This is a genomic window from Pseudomonadota bacterium (genome assembly GCA_016711215.1).
Taxonomy (GTDB): domain Bacteria; phylum Myxococcota_A; class Polyangia.
On record JADJTL010000004.1, the window covers coordinates 268,751 to 286,803 of the forward strand.

The window sequence follows — 18,053 nt, forward strand, 5'->3', positions numbered from 1 at the left end:
ACAGGCCTGGCCGGCATCGCGCTGCGGCCTGGGGCAGCGTATCCCACGGGATCCGACGCCGACGCTAGCGCGCGGCGCAGGGCCCCACGCGGCGGCAGGACGTGTAGCCCGGTCACGCCTGAGTGTCAAGCAAGGCGGATCACGCGCTGGGGCGCTACCACGGGCCTGGCGCTTAATGCGCACCGGACCGGCGTTTTTTGCACGGCAGTCGAGGCCGCGCTAGCCTGCTTGCGGCGCGTGTCCGCTCTTGGGGGGCAGGCACCGGGCCGATCCATGATCCGATCCGTGCGCGAGGAGCGTGCCGTGCGCCTCTTGGGGAAGTACGAGCTGGTGCACGGTCCCGCGCTCGGGGCCTCGCCGGAGGCCTCTGCGCGCGTCGCGGATTCGTACGCCCCAGGCCCGGCAGGCACCTCGGCGCTGGCGGAGCGTCTGCTCGCGCGCGAAGGCAGTGGCCTGAGCAGCGCCGAACCCCTGCGAAGGTTGGAGCGGCTGCGGCCCGAGTTCACCCAGCTCGCCGGCGTCAGGGCAGCCTTCGTCGGCGCAGCCCGGCGCGGGGCGCGCCTGGAACATCCGCAGCTCCTCTCGGTGATCGAGGTTATTGAGAGCTCCGACGAGTGCATCGTCGCGCTCGAACACCTACCTGGCCACGACCTCGACGCCGTGCTGGCCGCCGCACAGGCCAGCGGTAGAGGGCCAACGGCGGGCCTCGCCGTCTATGTCGTGGCCTGCCTTTGTCGGGCCGTGCAGCAGTGGCAGAGCACCGTGTCAGGTGACGCGTCATCGCAGGCGCATGGTGGCGTGGAGCCGACAAACGTGCGGCTGGGTGCGGGTGGTGAGGTCAAGCTCAGCGGCGCCTGGCTTGCGGCGGCGGCAGCGACCGCGACCTTGGCCGGCGGGCTCAGCAGCGCTCCGGCCTATGCGTCACCGGAGCAAGCGCGGGGCGAGCCCCTCGACGGCCGCAGCGACGTCTTCTCCTTGGGCGTGCTGCTCTACGAGCTGCTTGCGGGGCGGCCGCTCTTCCTGCGCGCGACGGAGGCCGCCACCCGCGAGGCGCTGCTGAGCGAGCCGGTCGCGCCGCTCGGCGGGGACTCTGACGGGATCCCTCCGGTGCTGGGGACCGTCGCCATGAGGGCGCTGGAGCGGAGCGTCGAGCAACGCTACGGCAGCGCGCAAGAACTGGAGCACGCGCTCGACCAAGTGACGCGCGCGCAGCATTGGTCAGAGGGGGCGCCGGCGCTGGCGCGCTGGCTGGCAGAGGTGATCCCCTGCGCGGAGGGTGCGACGTCCGCCCCAGGGGCTGCGGCGGAGCCGCTCGGCCGGGGGAGCACGGCGCCGTGGGCGCTGCGGCCGCTCGACGTTGAGGCCGAGGCGGATCGCGCGCACGAGCCCTACGACGCGCACGAGCCCTACGACGCGCACGAGCCCTACGACGCGCACGAGCCCTACGACGCGGAGGCCGCGGAGTCCTTCCTCGACGAGGTTCCGACGGTCGAAGCCGCCCGCGAGGTGATGGCAGGCCTGGTGCGGGCCTCCGCGCAGGACGAGGCCCCGCAGGACGAGGCCCCGCGGCACGACCCCCCGCGGGATGGGGCCGTCGCGACCGCCCACCGGGCGGCGCGGTCCCTCGGCGCCGATGCGGCACCTGCGAGCGCCTCGGGTTCCACCGAACGCGACGAGTATGAGGACTTCCTCGAGGCCCTCTCCGACACGGCGCCGCGCGTGGTCGTGGCGCCGCGTCCGGCCACGCCGAGCGCCCTTCCGCCGCCGGCCAACGAGCGTGGCGCGCCCATGCCGGCCCCGCCCGCGGCGGTAAGCGAGGAGGCCCCCCTGCCGGCGCGCGCTCAGCGGCGGGGCGCCGCGCAGCGGACGACGACCACCGACCTGCTACCGCGTGCCCGCTCGGCCTGGGCGCCGCTGGCCTGGTCTGCCGGGGTGCTCCTCGTCGTCGCGCTCGCCGCCGTCGGCTGGCGTGCTTGGCGCAATGGTGCGCGCGATGGTGAGCGAAATAGTGGGCGCGATGGCCTCGCCACCGTGATCGAGCTGCGCACCGAGCCGGTGGCGGCGCGGGTCTATCGCGAGGGCCAACAGCCACTCGGCGAGACACCGCTGGTCCTCAGCGACGTCGCCGCCGGTGAAGACCACACGCTGGTCTTCACCGCCGAGGGCTATCGCGCCGCCACGCGCGTAGTGCGCTTGCGTCGCGGTGAGCGGCTACGCCTGCTCGTCACCCTCGATCCCCTACGCGTCGCGGAGCGCTTCTCGCTCGCGGTCGCGACGCGTCCAGCGGGTGCTGCCCTCTTCGTCAACGGAACACGCCGCGGAACGACGCCGCTGCGCCTGGACGACCTCCGGCGCGGGGAAGCGCACACGCTGCGCCTGCGCCACGACGGCTACCTCGACGCCCTGCGCACCATCGACGATCACGAGGCGGCGAGCCTCGCCGGCATGCTCGAGGTCGAGCTCCAGCCGCTGCCAGCGCCACCGGCGCGACCGCGAGGCCGTCGCGCTGCCCCGCGCCGCGCGCGTCCTGCGGTCGAGATCCCCCGCGGCCGCGTCGAGGGCGAGCTCCGGCGCCGCTGACCTTCGCGGTGGCTGCTCGCGCTCACTCGCTGCTCACCAAGGGCCCAAAGGCCCACAGTGAGAGCACGACGAAGATGGCGTCGAAGGCGAGCATCAGCTTGATCCAGAGCAGGGCCGCCGGCAGCTCGGCCGGGCTCACGATCAGGGCCGCGGTGCCCTTGGCCCCGGCGATGATCACGGGCAGGACGATCGGGAAGGTCAGCACGCTGAGCAGCACCTCTCGGCTGTTGGAGCGCATCAGCCCGGCGGCGAAGAGCGAGCCGACCGCGGCGAAGCCGACGGTTCCGAGCAGCAGCAGGGCGACGAGCAGGCCTGGCGCGGCGATCTCGATCTCGAAGAGCACGATCAGCAGCGGGAGGAGCGCGGCCTCGGTGATCAGCATGAAGACGGTGATGCCCAAGAGCTTGGCCAGGTAGATTGCCGCGCGGCTCGCGGGGCTCAGCAGCAGCGCCGTGATCGTCTCGGCCTCGCGCTCACGCTCGAAGTAGCGCCCGAGCGCCAGGGTGCCCGCGAACGCGACCGCGACCCACAAGATCCCAGCAGCGACGCCAGTCATCGGCTCACCCTGCTCGATGAAGGCGAAGGAGAAGATCATCACCAGCAGCGCGGCGAAGAGCGTCATCGTGTAGACGATCTCGCGCGATCGCCACTCCTGGCGCAGGTCCTTGAGCAGGATTTGCAGGGTGTGCCCGGCGAGCAAGCGCAGCTCACCCTGCGGCGGCGCAGGCTCGGCGCTGCCCTGCCCGGGCGCCTGCGCTGCCAGGCGTGGCGCCTCGGCCGCCCGTGAAGGGTGGCGGGCGTTGGGCTCGTTAGCCCTCAGACCCATGGGGCGTCCATTCCTTCCCCCTGTCGTCCGGCGCTCGCTGAATCGTCCCCCGAGGCCTCGGTCGCCGCGGGCAGTGGCCCGCCCCCGAGCGCCTCGCCCACCGCCTCGTGGTAGCAGTCGAGCAGCGCGCTCCCCGCGAGGTTGGTGCCGCTGCGTCGCGCCACGACGCGTCCCCGCTTGAGCACCCAGAGTTGGTCGCAGAGGCTCCCCACCGCCTCGGCGTCATGGGTCGCCAGCACCACCGTCCGCCCGCCGCGCGCAGCGCGCGGATCACCTCGCGCAGCAGCGCGACGCCGCCGCGGTCGAGCGCGGTGAAGGGTTCGTCCAGCAGCAGCAGCGCTGGCCGGTGCAGGAGGGCGCGGCCGAGGGCGACACGCTGCGCCATGCCCCGCGAGAGCTGGCGCACGGGGCGGTCGGCTGCCGCTAGCATCCCGGTCCGCGCGAGCCAGGCCTCGACGCGCGCCGGGAGCGCGGCCAGTCGATAGAGACGGCCGAAGAACATCAGGTTCTCGCGGGCCGAGAGGTCAGGGTAGAGCAGCGGCGCATGGCCGAGAAACCCGATCGTCTGGCGCAGACTGCGCTCGGCCTGCGCGTGCGACCATGACCCGAAGAACACCTCGCCGCCGGTGGGGCGGGCCAACGTGCTCAAGATCCCCAGCAGCGTCGACTTCCCGGCGCCGTTCGGACCCATCAGCACGCTGACCTGTCCCGCAGCCAACTCGCCGTCGACGCCGGCGAGGGCCGCGTGCCGTCGATAGACCTTGCGCAGGCCCACCAGGCGTACGGGGCTGATCGTCGCGCTGGAGATCCCTGCGTCCATGGTCGAGGTGGCCCGGTTAGCACAGAAGGGCGCCTTAGCGAAAGCAACATGGTCCAGCAACCTGGTCGAGCAGGGGGGGCCCGGGTCGCCTCCCCGCGACGCGGCCGGCGCCGCCGGGAACGAGACCCCGCGCGGCCGTTGACACCCGCTTTGCCCTCGTGGCAAGCATGCGCGGAACCTGGCGAGGGATACGATGCTGGACAAGCTGAGACAAGAGGCGCTGCGGCGCGGGATGCGGTTGCTCTCCAATCCCTCCGTGGCACGAATGATGGCCGATCCGCGCCTGCTCGGCGCGATTACCAAGGGCCTTGAGCTCAAGGGTCGCGTCGAGAGCGAGTTCGATCGCAAGGTGGGCGGGGTCGCCTCCGTGCTGCGCCTCGCCACCCGCGGGGATTTGACGGAGCTCGAGCAGAGCCTCGAGGGGACCCTCCGGCGCGTCGAGGCGCGCTGCGGCGCGATCGAGCGGCGGATCGAGAATGGTGGCGCAACCGCCGGGCGTGGACAACCGAGCTGAAGGCGGCGGGCGGTGGCGCGGCGCCGCCCAGCAAGGCTTCCGACCGCGAGGTTTCCCACTGCGAGGTTTCGAACCGCGAGGTTTCGGACCGGCTACGACCGGCTAGACCGTCGGAGCGCCGGTCGACGAGGCGCACGAGCCCATGGCGCAGCAGATCCCCGTGCCTTTGCCCGGGTCGGTGCCCAAGCCGACGAACGCGGAGACGCACGATCTCGTGGTCGTGATCATGGCCGGCGGTGCGGGCACGCGCTTCTGGCCCGTCAGCACCGAAGCCCGTCCCAAGCAGTTTCTGCGCCTGATCGGCACGCGAACGCTGCTGCAGCAGAGCTACGATCGCGTCGCCGAGCTGGTGCCGCGCGAGCGGATCCTGGTGCTCACGGCCGCATCCTTCGTCGATCTCGTGCGCGAGCAGCTACCGGAGCTCCCCGCCGACAACGTGATCGGTGAGCCGTGCCGGCGCGACACCGCCGCCGCCACTGCGCTGGCCGCGCTGCTCTGCCGGCGCCGCTTCGGCAATCCGGTGCTGGCAGTGCTCACCGCCGACCACTACATCTCGCCGCCCGCGGCCTTTCAGCGCGCGCTGCTCTCGGCGGCGGGCGGCGCTCGCAGGCATCCCCAGGCGCTTTACACCTTCGGCATTCGGCCAACCTATCCGGCCACGAGCTATGGCTACCTGCAACTCGGCGAGCGGCTCCCCAGCGCCGATCAGGTGGCGCACTTTCGCCTGCTGCAATTCCGCGAGAAGCCGAACGCGGAGACGGCCAGCGACTACCTGGAGGCCGGTGATTACTGCTGGAACAGCGGGATCTTCGTCTGGACGACGACGGCGATCCTCGAGGAGCTCGAGCAACGCTTGCCCGACCACCTTGCGGCGCTCGAGCGAGCGGTCGCCGCCGACGGCACGGTGGACTTCGCCGCGGAGCTGCGTCGCGCCTTCGAGCCGCTGCGCCCGATCTCCATCGACTACGCGGTGATGGAGCACGCGCGACAGGTTCATTGCGTCGAGGCGACCTTCGCCTGGAGCGACGTCGGTGGCTGGATCGCGCTCGCGGACTTCCTCGAACACGATCCCTTCGACAACGCAGCGCGTGGTCAGCTCCATGTGCTCGAGGCGGAGGGCAACCTGGCCTTCTGCGACGATCCCCGCGAGCATATTGCGCTGGTCGGGGTGCGCGACCTGATCGTCGTCCGCGCCGGCAACCGGACGCTGGTTACGACGCGCGCGCGCGCTGAGGGGATCAAGCAGCTCGTGCGTGGTTTGGCCGACGAGCTGAAGTAGGCTTCCGACTCGGGTCCGCGTCGCGCCGCGCACCGGCCGTGGCACGGGCGCAGGAGCATGATCGATGACTGCGAAGGCCAAGGGCGAGATGATCGGCGCACTCAACAGCGATGGACGGCTGGTGGCCTTCAAGGCCTACGATGTCCGCGGGCGGCTGCCCGACGAGCTCAACGAGGGGCTGGCGGAGCGCATCGGCCGCGCCTACGCGACGGTGATTCAGCCGGGCCGCGTCGTGGTTGGCTACGACGTGCGGCTCTCTGGACCCGCGCTGGTCGAGGCGCTGATCGAGGGCCTGACCGCCAGCGGCGTCGACGTTCAGCGCATCGGGATGTGTGGCACCGAGGAGGTCTATTTCGCCACGGCGCACCTCGGCGCCGACGGCGGCATCATGGTGACGGCCAGTCACAACCCGAAGGACTACAACGGCATGAAGATGGTGCGCGCTGGCTCGCGCCCGATCAGCGCCGACACCGGGCTGCAGCAAATCGAGGAGTGCGTGCGCAGGGGTCACTTCGCCGAGCGCGGCGGGCGCGGACGCGTCGAGGACGTCTCGGTCAATCAGGCTTACCTCGAACACCTGCTGGGCTATGTCCGCCGCGAGACCCTGCGACCGCTGAAGATCGTCACCAATCCGGGGCACGGCTGCGCCGGACCCGTGCTCGATGCGCTGGCCGCACACCTGCCCTTCGAGCTCGTCCGCCTGCAACACGAGCCCAATGGCGAGTTTCCCGCGGGCGTGCCCAATCCGCTGCTCGAGGAGAATCGCGGCGTCACCGCCGACGCTGTGCGCGCGAATGGGGCGGACCTCGGCGTGGCCTGGGACGGTGACTTCGACCGCTGCTTCTTGTTCGACGAGCACGGGGGCTTCATCGAGGGCTACTACATCGTCGGCCTACTGGCCCAGATGGCGCTGCGCGAGGCGCCCGGCGGCAAGATCATCTTCGATCCGCGCCTGACCTGGAACACGCTCGATCTCGTCGGCGCCGCAGGGGGCAGCGCCATCCTTAGCCGCAGCGGCCACGCGTTCATCAAGGAGAAGATGCGCGCGGTCGACGCGGTCTATGGCGGCGAGATGTCGGCGCACCACTACTTCCGCCGGTTCTTCTACTGCGACAGCGGCATGATCCCCTGGCTGCTGGTGGCGCAGGCGATCAGCGAGCAGGGACCGCTCTCGCAGCTGGTCGGCGAGCGGATGCGCAGGTTCCCGGCAAGCGGTGAGATCAATCGCCGCCTCGGCGCGCCCGAGCAGGCGCTGGCGGCGGTCGTGGCCCACTATCAGGGACAGCACCAGCAGGGACAGGGCGGGATCATCGAGCGCACCGACGGCATCAGCTTCGAGTTCCCGCAGTGGCGCTTCAACCTGCGCACGTCGAACACCGAGCCGCTCGTGCGGCTCAACGTCGAGTCGCGCGGCGACGCCGCACTGATGCAAGAGAAGACCGCCGAGGTGCTAGCGTTGCTCGAGCCCTTCGCTCTCAGTGCTGCAGCGAGCGCGGACGGCCACGGATGAGCGCACGGGCGAATACCGTGCCGGAACCTCAGCGCAGCGGACTCGCGCTGCTCGTCGTCGCGCTGCTCTTGGCCGCAGCGGCGCTCAGCGCCTACTTGCTCCGCTTGCACGTCGCGGTGGCGCAGGCCGGGCCAGAGAACGTCGACAGCTTCTGCAATCTCAGCGAGACGGCGAGCTGCACCACGGTCGCCGCGAGCCCCTACGCCAGCCTGCTGGGCGTGCCGATGGCCGCCTTCGGCCTGGAGTTCTACGCTCTGACCGCAATCGTCGTGCTGCTGGCCCTCGGGCGCGGCTGGCCGATTTCCCGCTGGGCCACGCTCGCCGTTTGGGCGATGCTGCTGGCCTTGCCCGTGAGCTTGACGATGGCCTATCTCGCGTTCTTTCGGTTGCGCGCCGTCTGCGTGCTCTGCTGCGCGCTCTACGCGATCAACGTGACCGTGCTGCTGCTGCTACTGCTGGTCCACCGCGGTCGGCTGCGCGCGCTGATCTGGGGTGGCCTGAGCGAGCTCGGCCAATGGGCAGCGCGGCCGCGCGCGATGGCCCTGGTCACCGCCCTGCTCGCGGGCGTCGTTTCGCAGCTGATCTGGTTGCCACCGCTGCTCGGCGCTCCGGCGGTGCAGCGCTCTGCCGACGGGCAGCTCGCGATCCCCCATTCGACGGCTGCAGGGCTGGTGCTCGGACCGGCCGACGCACCGATCCGCATCGTCGAGTTCTCCGACTTCGAGTGTGGCGTCTGCAAGCGCGCGCATGCGGTCCTGGTCGAGCTGCAGCGGCGTTACGCCGGACGCCTGCGCTTCGAGCATCACGACTTCCCGCTCGACGAGGCGTGCAATCGGAGCATCGACCAGCCCTTTCACTCGTCGGCCTGTGCCGCGGCGCTGCAGGCCCGCTGTGCCGCCAAGGAGCAGAAGTTCGGCCCCTTCGCGGCGCTGCTCTACCACCAGCGCGATCCCTTCAGCGCGGAGGACTTCGCCCGCCACGCCGAGCGGCTGGGTCTTCGCGCAGACAAGCTCGCGCGCTGTGCCCAGAGCCCGGAGATGCGCAGCCAGCTGCTGAAGGATATCGAGGAAGGGATCCGGCGCAAGCTCAAGGGCACGCCGACCTTCTTCCTCAACGGCGAGGAGATAATCGGGCTGCGCGACCTGGCGTGGTGGCAGCAGAAGATCGCCGGGTTGATCGGGCCCAAGGCGGGATCCCGCGCCTCGCCGCCATCCCCCCGCCCGTGAGGCGAGCACCCTCTGCGCCGCTGCCGCGCCGATGAGTCGGCGGCCCACCTCGGAGCGCTCCGCTCGAAGACCTGCGGCGCCGCCGAGCGCCCTCCCCCTGCTCGAGTCCCTCGCGCTCAGCGCCACGCTGGCCGGCGACCCGGCGCTGACGATCACCTTTCGCCGGCCCGAGGGGCCTGCTGACGGGCCGCTCGCCTTCGCTCCCCTGCGGGTGTCTCGGCGCGCCGAGCTGCACCTCAGCGGCGCGCTGGCGCCGCTCCAGCACGCTCAGGTCGAGCTCGTCTTCGAGCTGCGAGCGGGGGAGGTGACGCTGCCGCGCACCGCCCTGCCGCTCGTCGAGCTGCAGTGGGTCGAGGGAACGCGCGTCACCTGGCGGGGGGCAGTCGCTCACTCGCCACAGGGCGTCTTGGAGCTACGCACAGCCGCGCTGCGCTGCGAGCCACCGCTGCGCGTCTCGTCGGCGGTGGGAAGCGCGGGCCTCAGCCAACTGCAGGAGTCGATGCCGTGGCTGCGGGCGCTGCTCGCGACGGTCGAGCCGCGGCTGCCCCGGGCGGCACGCTGGCTCGCGGGGCGCGCACTGCGAGGCGTCGGGCACGCCCTGACGCTCGAGCTCCATGGGCTGGATTTGACGACCGAGGCGAAGTCCGCCGCGCTGCAGCTCCGCGGCGACGTGGCGCTGCGCCTCTTCGAGCAACGGGCCCTCCGCCTGCGCGATCTGCCCCTGCCGCTGGCCCTGCATCGGAGCTGGTCGCCGGAGCTGGCGCCCTTGATCACCCTGCTCTTCGCTTGGACTCGGCAGGCCGTCGGACCGGCGACGGCGCCGCGGATCACCGAGGCGGGCCTGCGCTGGCTGCGGCGCCTCGATAGCTGGATCAGCGGTCGGCTGCAGCCGCCGCCCGTCGTCGTGCGCGAGCAGGGGACGGACGGCGTACAAAGCGAGCTTCGTCTCGGAGACAGCGAGTCGCTGGCCTTCGAGCTCGGTCTGACCGCGAGCATCGAGGCCGAGGCGCTCCAGATCTCGGTCGAGAGGCTACGCCTCAACGGCCTGACACAGCGCACCGAGCTGCGGGGCAGCGCTGCGCTGGATTTCGGTCCCAGGGCGGTGGCCCCTGCCCACGGCAGGGCCCGGCCCCGCGGCCGGCCGCGCGGGAGCGTGCTGCTCGAGGTGCTGAGCCCCAGCGCGCTGCCCCCCTTCGTCCTGCAGGTGCTACGTCGCCATCCCTGGTGTCGCGGGGAGACGCGGTTGACCGCCGCTCTGGCCGTTCATGCGCTGCACGGCCGCCTGCGGCTCGACCTCGACGACGGCCGCCTTGGCGTCGCCGGCGAACCGGGTGCCACCCTCGCGGCGACGATCGCACCGGGCGCGCTGCTTTCGCTCGACCGCGGCGACCTGCGCCTCGAGGAGCGCTTCGAGGGCTCGCTGCGGATCGAGCATGCCCTGCCCGACGCCGCCGCGCCCGGCCTCCTGGCGCAGCTCGAGGGGCGCCTCACGCATCGCGTCGAAGGCAAGATGACACCGGTACCGGAGCTCGAGCTGCGCGACGGCACCCTTCGGGGTGCGGCCGACGGCACGCTGGCGCTGCGACTGCGGGCGCGGCCTCGGCGCGATCGCGCGCGCGGCAGCGACGTGCTTGGCTTTGACCTGAGCGGAACCCGTTGTGCGCTGGTCCTCGAGGCGGCGGGCTTGGCGCTCGATGGTCGCTCGCTGAGCGCACCCGCGGGTATGACCCTTGCTCTGAACCTGCTGGCCGGCGGTGTCGACGAGAGAGGCCTGCTTCCCTGCGACCTCGATCTGACCTGGGACCTCGGCGGCGCGCCCCTGCTGCTGCAGGCCGCGCGGCCCGGCGCGGCTGCGCAAGCATTACCCCTGGCGTCCTCCTCACGCGAGCGTCGGGCGGCGCTGGCGCTGCGCCTCGACCCGATCGGCCATTGGACCCTGCGTTCGCCGGCCGCGGACCTGAGTGACGTGCACTACGTCAACGCGCTGCTCAACCCCACCCGCGAGCTGCCCGAGTGGTATCGCCTGCTCTTCGCCGACGCCCGCTTCGCCCAGGTGATGCCGGTGCTCGACGCGCTTTCACCGCCGCTGGCAGCGCGCGTTGCGGATCTGCGCCTGCTCGCGCTGACGGCGCGTCAGATCCTGCGGCGCGAGGGTCTGCAGCAGCCCGCGGACCTGCTCGCGCCCGGCGCGCTGGCGCGCTTCCTCTCGCTGCTGCTGATCGGCACGGCGGCGATGGTCGACGAGCTCCAGCCGATCCTCGACGCGGCGGCGCAGGGCCGCGGCGTCCCACAGGCGCTGGCCAAGCCCTTGCTGATCCGGGAGCTCGGCGCGCTCGACATCGATTTCGAGCTCGGTGCGCTGCTCGGCTGGGTCGACTACCTCCTGCGCGCCGGAGAACCGCTCGGCGCCGGCACGGCCGAGCCAGAGCTCCCCTTGGTCGAGCAGTCGAGCCACACCGCGGCGCTGGCGCAGCTACCCAGCGCGGCCGAAATCTACCGGCGCGCTGAGGCGCCCGTGCCGGATCGCGGCCAGCTCGCCGAGATCGCGCGGCTGGCGCCCGATCTCTCGCTCGAGCAGCTCGAGTATCTGCTCGCGCGGGCGGACGCCCGGCGCTGGGGCGACGAGGTGGTGCGACGGCTGCGCTTCGTGGCGCAGCTCAAGCGCCGCATACGACAGCTCGGCGCGAGCGGCAGCGGCGTCGAGCACATCGTTCAGCCCTTCGTGCTTGCACCGCTGCTCGCGACCGCCGTGGGCCGGCTGCCGGGGCTGCACGAGGGCTTCAGCCTCCGTCGCGCCACGGGTCCGGCGGCGCGCGCGCTCGGCGCCGAGGAGCTCGCGACGCTCTGGCACGCGGGGCTGGCCACGCCGCGCCAAGGGCAGCGCATGCAGCTCAACAACCGCCTGCTGCTCGAGCTGCTGCGCCAGTCCGAACCCGAGCTGTTGCGGGCAGTGCTGGTCGAGCTCGGCCAGCAGAGCCCCCGCGTGCTCTCGGCCACGCTCTATGCCTTCCTCGAGCAGGATCAGGATCAGCTGCTCTTGCCCTTCGACATCGCCGCGTTGTTGAAGGAGAGGCTGCAGCTCGAGGTACCGCTGCAGAGGGACTTCTTGGCCGGCGGGCCGCGGGCGCGCGAGAGCTACTACGAACAGCTCTCGCTGCTCGCCGAGCGCATCCTCGCCGGGGGCGACGCCTATCTCGCCCGCAAGCAGCACCTGCAGCGCGTACGTCATCCGGTGCCCGGACCCCTCGCGCTCCCAGCGCCGCTCCTGTCGCTGCAGCAGTCGGCGCAGGAGGCCTTGTTACAGGCCGATGCACAGGGCCAGGCCTGGCTCGCCGCCGCTGCTCCCGCGGACGCTCGCCCCCTCGTCTGCCAGGGCTACGAGCGCGCGACCACGGCGTGCGCGGCGCTGCTGAACGCCGAGCGACGCGCCTTCGAGCTCCCCTGGCTCGCCCATTTCTGGGCACGCAACGAGGAGGCCCTGCGGGTGTTGTCGGTGCTGCGCGACCTGCGCCGTGGGGACGCGGGCGTGTCGCGCTGGCTACGGGCGCGCGCCGGCGCTTCGGCCGGCGAGCCCCACGCCTCCGACGTCCCGGCCGTCGTGCGCGCGCTCTACGCCCGCCCGGCCGATCAGCGCCAGCAGCTCGCCGATCCCCTCGTGCAGCTGCTGTGGGAGCCACCGCCCGGGCGCTACACGCTGACGATCATCAGCTGCATGGGCGTGGTGACCGGTGGCGCCGCGGGGGACGAGCTGGCGGAGGTCTTCGAGCGGCTCACGAGTGAGCGTGCGATCCAGGTGGTGCGAGCGGCCACGGGCACTGGCCGCTCGCTCGAACATAACGCCGAGCGGATCATCGAGGCCATCGCCGGCTCTGACACGCCCTTCGCGCTCCTCGGCTACAGCCAGGGCTGCGCCAACGCCTTGCTGGCGGAGCACCTGCTCTTCAGCGGCACGCCGGCGCAGCAGCGCCTGCTCGATCGGCTCGTCGCGCGCAATTTTCTTTTTTCCGCGGCCAACGGCTCCCCGCACGGCAGCGCAGCGATGGCGAAGCTGACGCGCGCGATGGTGCTCGGCGAGCGGCTGCTCAAGCCCTACCAGGCGACGCACTCCTGGCCGGCGATCCGCGCGGTGCTGCGCGGGCTGCGCGCGTTGCTCGACACGCCTGCGCTGATCGCGACGCTCAGCGGTACGCACTCGCTCTCGCTCGAGCGCGCGCGCTTGCTGCACCGCGATGGTCAATGGGCCCCGCAGGTCCCGACCTCGCATACGCGCGCGCTGACGACCACCGCCTGGTTGCCCGACGCGCTCGTCTACACCCATCATGTACTCAACGAGCTGAGCGGGGGCGCCGAGCAGGACAGCCAGGTGCTGACCGCGGACGCCGTGGCTGCCGCCACCCGCGTCAGCAACCAGGCTACGGTGGCCTTTGCGCGCAGCGATCGGGCCTCGCTGCCACAGGCGACGCACCACTGGACCCCGGTGGGCCCGCAGGTCGCGTACCTGACGACCGAACGCGACCGCGCCCGGGCGGTCTATGATCATCCGGTCGAGCAGCTCGTCTGGCCTTGGGTCGAGACCCTGGCGCGTTTCGGCCTCATTCAGCGGCGCTGAGCCCAGGCGCGCCGAGAAAGGGAAGCGATGATGGCCGATCCCGTCGTGCCGATGGCCACCGCGACGCGCGGCGGCCTGACCGATCAACGCCTCGCCGCCCTTCGCGCGCTGATGCGTGCGCGCGGGCTCGAGGCCTACCTGGTCCCGAGCGCCGATCCCCATCAATCGGAGTACGTGCCCGCGTGCTGGCAGCGGCGCCGCTGGTTGACCGGCTTCAGCGGCTCTGCCGGCGACGTGGTCGTGACCTTGAAGCAGGCTGGCCTTTGGACGGACGGCCGTTACCACGAGCAGGCTGAGCAGGAGCTCGGCGGGTCGTCCGTCGAGCTCTGGCGCCAGGGCCAGCCCGGGGTGCCGACGCTCCATCAGTGGCTGGCGAAGACGCTGCGCCCCGGCCAAACGCTCGGGGCAGATGCGCGCGTCCTCGCGAAGCGCGCCTCCGACGAGCTGGCGACCGCCCTCGGCAGCGCGGGAGCGCGCCTCGCCTTGCGCGCCGGGCACCTCGTCGACGCGCTCTGGCGCGACCAGCCGGCGCGACCGGCCTCGCCGGTGGTCCATCATCCGCTGCGCTTCACCGGCGAGCCGGTGCCGCAGAAGCTGCTGCGCCTGCGCGCTCGGCTGCGTGAGCGGCGCGCGACCGCGCACGTGCTGGGCGCCCTCGACGCGATCGCCTGGCTCTTCAATCTGCGGGCGACCGACGTCGCCCATACGCCGGTCGCCGTCGCCTGGGCGATCGTCGGCGAGCGTCAGGCCTGGCTCTTCTGCGACCCGGCGCGGCTCGCCGTCAGCGCCCAACGGGCGTTGTCCGGCGCGGTAGAGCTCGCCCCCTACGACGACTTCGCGCCCGCCCTCCGCGCCCTGGCGAGCCGCCGCGAGCGCGTCTGGATCGATCCGGCGCGCGCCAGCGTTTGGACGCTCAGCAAGCTGCGTGGCTGTGAGCTGGTCGCCGAACGCTCGCCCGTCGCGCTGCTCCAGGCGCGGAAGAACCCGACCGAGCTCGCCGGCGCGCGCCAGGCCCAGCTGCGCGACGGCTTGGCCTTGGTGCGCCTGCTGAGCTGGCTCGGGCGCGTCGTCGGCCACCGGGTCGTGACCGAGCTGGACGTCGCCGAGACGCTCGCGCGCCTGCGCGCCACCTCCGTCTATTACCGCGGTGAGAGCTTCGCGGCGATCGTCGCCTATGCAGCGCATGGCAGCATCGTGCACTACGGCGCGACGCCGGCGAGCAACGCGACCTTGGCGCCGCGGGGCCTGCTGCTGCTCGACAGCGGGGGCCAGTATCTCGACGGCACGACGGACGTGACGCGCACCGTGCTGCTCGGCGGCAGGGCGACGGCGCTCCAGCGCGAGCACTACACGCGCGTGCTCAAGGGCCATATCGCGCTGGCCTCTTGCGCCTTCCCGCGCGGCACGGCCGGGCGGCAGCTCGAGGCGCTCGCGCGCCAGGCGCTGTGGCAGGTCGGGCTCGACTACGCCCACGGGACCGGCCACGGGGTGGGCTCGTTCCTCAGCGTCCACGAGGGACCACAGTCACTCAGCGCCCGCTGCAGCGGCGTTGCCCTCGAGCCGGGCCAGCTGCTCAGCATCGAGCCCGGCTACTACAAGCCTGGCCACTACGGCATTCGCCTGGAGAACCTCGTCGAGGTGGTCGAGGACCCGGCGGGCCGGCCGGGCTTCTTGGCCTTCCAGCCGCTGACCCTCTGTCCCTTCGACCGGCGGCTGATCGCGCCCGCGCTGCTCGAGCGCGCCGAGCGCCGCTGGCTCGACGGCTACCATCGCGGCGTCCGGCGGGCGCTCGCGCCGCAGCTCGTGCCTACCGACCGCGCCTGGCTGCGCGCGGCGACGGCGCCGCTCGCCTCGGCCCGCTAATGGTGGATAGTTCCGCTGGCCCTCAGCCGCGTGCGCCGCGCGTCAGGCGCCGACTCGTGAAATAGAGCACGAGCGCGCGCTTGCCCCAGCGCAGCAGGCGTCGAGGCCCGACCCAGATCACGAGGGCAAGGCCGCCGGTGATCGCCAAGGGGTGGCGGAGCAGGCGCCTGACGAGGGCAATGCCGCGATCGACCCGCGCCAGTCTGCCGTCGATCTCTGCTGCGACCTGACCCAGCTGCCGCCGCTGAATCGCGCTCAGCGCCAAGAGGTGGCGGTGGCGCGCCGAAAGGTCGTCGCCGCCGCTGGTCACCGGCGCGTCCGTAGCTGCTCGTGGTCGTTCTCGAGCTCGGCCAGCGTGTCGTCGAGCATCGGTCGCTTGTCGCGCACCCTCTTGGCCAACACCAGCGCCGCGCTGAGTGAAACGCCGCCGAAGAGCGCGATCATCGCGAACGCTGCCAGCATGCGGTGGGTCTCCCAGAAAGCGAAGATCACCGCGAGCGCGCCGAGGAAGAGCGCGAGCATCGCGGCAAAGGCCGCGACGAAGGACCAGAGCAGCACGCCCGCCGCGTACCGCACCTCCTCCTGTAGCTCGGTGGTGAGGAGCTGCAGCCGCGTCTGCAGTATCGCGAGCAGCGTCGCGCCGAGCCTGCCGAGCGAGTGAAAGAGGCCGGAGGCGGCCCGATCGTGTTGCAGGGACCCGAGCATCAGCCGCAGGAGCGCCGTCCGAGGAGCAGTCCGAGGACAAGCCCCGTGCCGGCGGCGATCCCGACGGCCTGCCAGGGCTTCTCGTGCACGTACACGTTCGTGGCATCCGCGACGACCCGCGCGCGCCGGATCGCTTCCTCCTCGAGCGTGATCAGTCGCGCCTTGGCCTGACGCAGCGACTCCTCGGCCCGCGCCCGGATTTCCTGGATCTTCTCGCCGGTCTGGGCCGAGGTGGCCTTGATCAGCGCCTCCGCGTCATGCATCACCGTCTTGAGGTCCGCCACCAGCTGGTCGCTCGTCACTTCCCTGTTCGTGCTCATCAGCTCTCCTCTCCTTCAGGTAACTAGGCTCGCACCCTACCACTTGTTGGCCGCCCAGCTTAGCGAAACTCGCAGCGAAGCGGCCGGCGCTGGCGCCGCGCGCGTTACCGATCTACAAACGTGGCCGGCGGGAGGGGACCAAGCATGTCACTAGGCGCGCGTTCTTGCTGGCCCGGCGTCGGCATCGCCCTCGTCCTGACGCCGCTGCTGGCGCTCGGCGGGTCGGCGCGTGGCGAGCGTATACCCCTCTCGGTCGCGCTGCCCACCGCTGGGTTCGAGCAGATCCGCGAACAGGACGGGGTCCGTGTGTTCAAACACGGGGCCTCGAAGATCATTCGCCTGGGCGCCGAGGGGACCTTCGCCGCGCCGCCCGAACAGGTCCTCGCCTTGCTGCTCGACTACAAGCGCCAGGTCGGCGTGATCAAGCGGGTGTCAGAGAGCCGCGTGTTGCAGCGCGGGGGTGATTGGCTGCTGGTCTACCAGCATCTCAACCTGCCGGTGATCAGCGATCGCGATTTCGTCCTCCGCGTGCGCTGGGGACGCACGGGCGAGCTGCGCTGGATCGAATACAACGCGGCGCCCCGACTTGGGCCTTCCGCGCGCGACGGGATCGTGCGCGTCACGACGCATCATGGGAGCTGGCAACTCAAGCCGATCGAGGGCGGACGCGCCACCTTCGCGCGCATGCAGACGACCATCGATCTCGCCGGTCTGCTGCCAAAGTGGCTGGCCCGCTCGGGGTCGGGCAAGGAGGTGCCGCAGATTTTTCTCGCGCTGCGGAGTCTGCTGCCGCGCGCGGGCGCCACCTCGCCCGCGGCGACAGGACCGTAGCGGAAGGGGCGCGGAAGGGGCGCGGCCGGCGGCGGTCGGCGGCGCTCGGGCGGCGCTGAGGCTCAAGCACGAGGGTTGGACATGCTTTACTTGTCACAAGCCGATCTGGTTCTGCAGCTCTCACTCGGCCTGCTCGCCTGCGCCCTGCTGCTCGAGATCTGGATCTCGCACCGCTGGCTGCGCTCGGCGCTCGGCTTTGCACCGCCGCGCCAGCGCCTGCCCTCCTACCCCTCTGTGACGGTGATTCGGCCCATCCGCGGACTCGACACTGAGGCGGAACAAAACCTCGCGGCTGCCTTTGCCCACGGTTACCCAGGCGCCGTGCAGACCATCTTCGTCTTCGACGACGAGCGCGAGCCGGCGCTGCCGCTGGCCCGCGCGGCCATCGCCGCCGAGCAGCGCACGGGCCACCCCGATGCGGCGGTGGCCGAGATCGTTTTTTGCGGCCCGCCACCCTCCGGGCGCACGGGCAAGCTCAACGCGATGCTGGCAGGGCTGGCGCGCGCGCGCGGCGAGTTGATCGCCTTCGCCGACTCGGACATCCGTCCCGACGGCGAGACCCTCAGCGCCCTGGTGGAGACGCTGCTCAACGCACCGCGCGCGGGGGCAGCCTTCGCGCCGGTCGTCGTGACGCCGAGGCCGCAAACGATGGGTGACGCAGGCTACGCCCTGCTGCTCAACGCGCTCTACGGCGCGGCAGCAGCCGCCGCGGCGAAGAAGCACGAAGGCGAGCTGCCCTTCATCATGGGGCAATACATGGTCTTCCGGCGCGAGACGATCGCCGCGATCGGGGGTCTCGAAAGCGCGGAGGGGCAGCTCGTCGACGATATGTATCTCGGCGCGCGCGTGCGCGCCGTCGGTTACCGCAACATGATGGCGCCGCTGCGCGTCCCGGTGATTCAGCGCGGGCTTTCGCTGCCGCAGTTCGCCAGCCTCTACCGCCGCTGGATGATCTTCTCGCGCTCTGGTC

The 18,053-nt window shown here is 71.7% G+C and carries 14 protein-coding genes; 9 read left to right on the top strand and 5 right to left on the bottom strand.

Translation table 11 applies throughout. The features are described 5' to 3' along the window. Positions 1 to 285 precede the first annotated feature (285 nt). Positions 286 to 2,580 (top strand): PEGA domain-containing protein, encoded by a 2,295-nt coding sequence (locus IPL40_13125; GenBank protein ID MBK8482088.1) that lies wholly within the window; start codon positions 286 to 288, stop codon positions 2,578 to 2,580. 22 nt (positions 2,581 to 2,602) lie between these two features. Here IPL40_13125 and IPL40_13130 read toward each other — a convergent pair whose 3' ends face one another. Next, the gene (locus IPL40_13130; GenBank protein ID MBK8482089.1) at positions 2,603 to 3,406 is read right to left on the bottom strand and encodes a heme exporter protein CcmB; all 804 of its coding nucleotides are present in this window, start codon (positions 3,404 to 3,406) and stop codon (positions 2,603 to 2,605) included. Continuing rightward, positions 3,390 to 4,226 carry an ABC transporter ATP-binding protein gene (locus IPL40_13135; GenBank protein MBK8482090.1) on the bottom strand — a complete coding sequence of 279 codons (837 nt, stop codon included), beginning with the start codon at positions 4,224 to 4,226 and terminating at the stop codon, positions 3,390 to 3,392. Before IPL40_13135 ends, IPL40_13130 begins: the two co-directional genes overlap by 17 nt. Before the next feature lie 193 nt (positions 4,227 to 4,419). Between IPL40_13135 and IPL40_13140 the strand changes: the two genes are divergently transcribed. The 6 genes from IPL40_13140 to IPL40_13165 all read left to right on the top strand — a co-directional run bounded on the left by IPL40_13140 (position 4,420) and on the right by IPL40_13165 (position 15,227). Then, complete coding sequence (locus tag IPL40_13140) at positions 4,420 to 4,740, top strand: hypothetical protein (protein ID MBK8482091.1); 321 nt, start codon at positions 4,420 to 4,422, stop codon at positions 4,738 to 4,740. A 142-nt stretch (positions 4,741 to 4,882) separates the two neighbouring features. Then, entirely contained in the window at positions 4,883 to 6,019 is a 1,137-nt protein-coding gene (locus IPL40_13145) for a mannose-1-phosphate guanylyltransferase (GenBank protein MBK8482092.1), read from the top strand. Between the two features lie 88 nt (positions 6,020 to 6,107). Beyond that, positions 6,108 to 7,529 carry a phosphomannomutase gene (locus IPL40_13150; protein ID MBK8482093.1) on the top strand — a complete coding sequence of 474 codons (1,422 nt, stop codon included), beginning with the start codon at positions 6,108 to 6,110 and terminating at the stop codon, positions 7,527 to 7,529. Next, positions 7,526 to 8,755 carry a thioredoxin domain-containing protein gene (locus IPL40_13155; protein MBK8482094.1) on the top strand — a complete coding sequence of 410 codons (1,230 nt, stop codon included), beginning with the start codon at positions 7,526 to 7,528 and terminating at the stop codon, positions 8,753 to 8,755. Before IPL40_13150 ends, IPL40_13155 begins: the two co-directional genes overlap by 4 nt. 31 nt (positions 8,756 to 8,786) lie before the next feature. After that, positions 8,787 to 13,364, top strand: a complete 4,578-nt coding sequence (locus tag IPL40_13160; GenBank protein ID MBK8482095.1) for a hypothetical protein — start codon at positions 8,787 to 8,789, stop codon at positions 13,362 to 13,364. Positions 13,365 to 13,394: 30 nt separating this feature from the next. Next, on the top strand, positions 13,395 to 15,227 hold the full coding sequence (locus IPL40_13165) for an aminopeptidase P family protein (protein MBK8482096.1): 1,833 nt from the start codon (positions 13,395 to 13,397) through the stop codon (positions 15,225 to 15,227). A 22-nt stretch (positions 15,228 to 15,249) separates the two neighbouring features. Here the strand turns inward: IPL40_13165 and IPL40_13170 are convergent, their stop codons facing one another. The 3 genes from IPL40_13170 to IPL40_13180 are packed head-to-tail and all read right to left on the bottom strand — an operon-like array spanning position 15,250 to position 16,252. Beyond that, complete coding sequence (locus tag IPL40_13170) at positions 15,250 to 15,537, bottom strand: YqjK-like family protein (protein MBK8482097.1); 288 nt, start codon at positions 15,535 to 15,537, stop codon at positions 15,250 to 15,252. Continuing rightward, positions 15,534 to 15,932, bottom strand: coding sequence for a phage holin family protein (locus tag IPL40_13175; GenBank protein ID MBK8482098.1), 399 nt, complete (start codon positions 15,930 to 15,932; stop codon positions 15,534 to 15,536). Before IPL40_13175 ends, IPL40_13170 begins: the two co-directional genes overlap by 4 nt. After that, positions 15,932 to 16,252, bottom strand: a complete 321-nt coding sequence (locus IPL40_13180) for a DUF883 domain-containing protein (GenBank protein MBK8482099.1) — start codon at positions 16,250 to 16,252, stop codon at positions 15,932 to 15,934. Before IPL40_13180 ends, IPL40_13175 begins: the two co-directional genes overlap by 1 nt. A 144-nt stretch (positions 16,253 to 16,396) precedes the next feature. Here IPL40_13180 and IPL40_13185 point away from each other — a divergent pair, with 144 nt between their 5' ends. After that, the gene (locus IPL40_13185) at positions 16,397 to 17,083 is read left to right on the top strand and encodes a hypothetical protein (GenBank protein MBK8482100.1); all 687 of its coding nucleotides are present in this window, start codon (positions 16,397 to 16,399) and stop codon (positions 17,081 to 17,083) included. A gap of 81 nt (positions 17,084 to 17,164) precedes the next feature. Continuing rightward, on the top strand, positions 17,165 to 18,053 hold an 889-nt coding region (locus IPL40_13190), incomplete at its 3' end, for a glycosyltransferase (GenBank protein MBK8482101.1).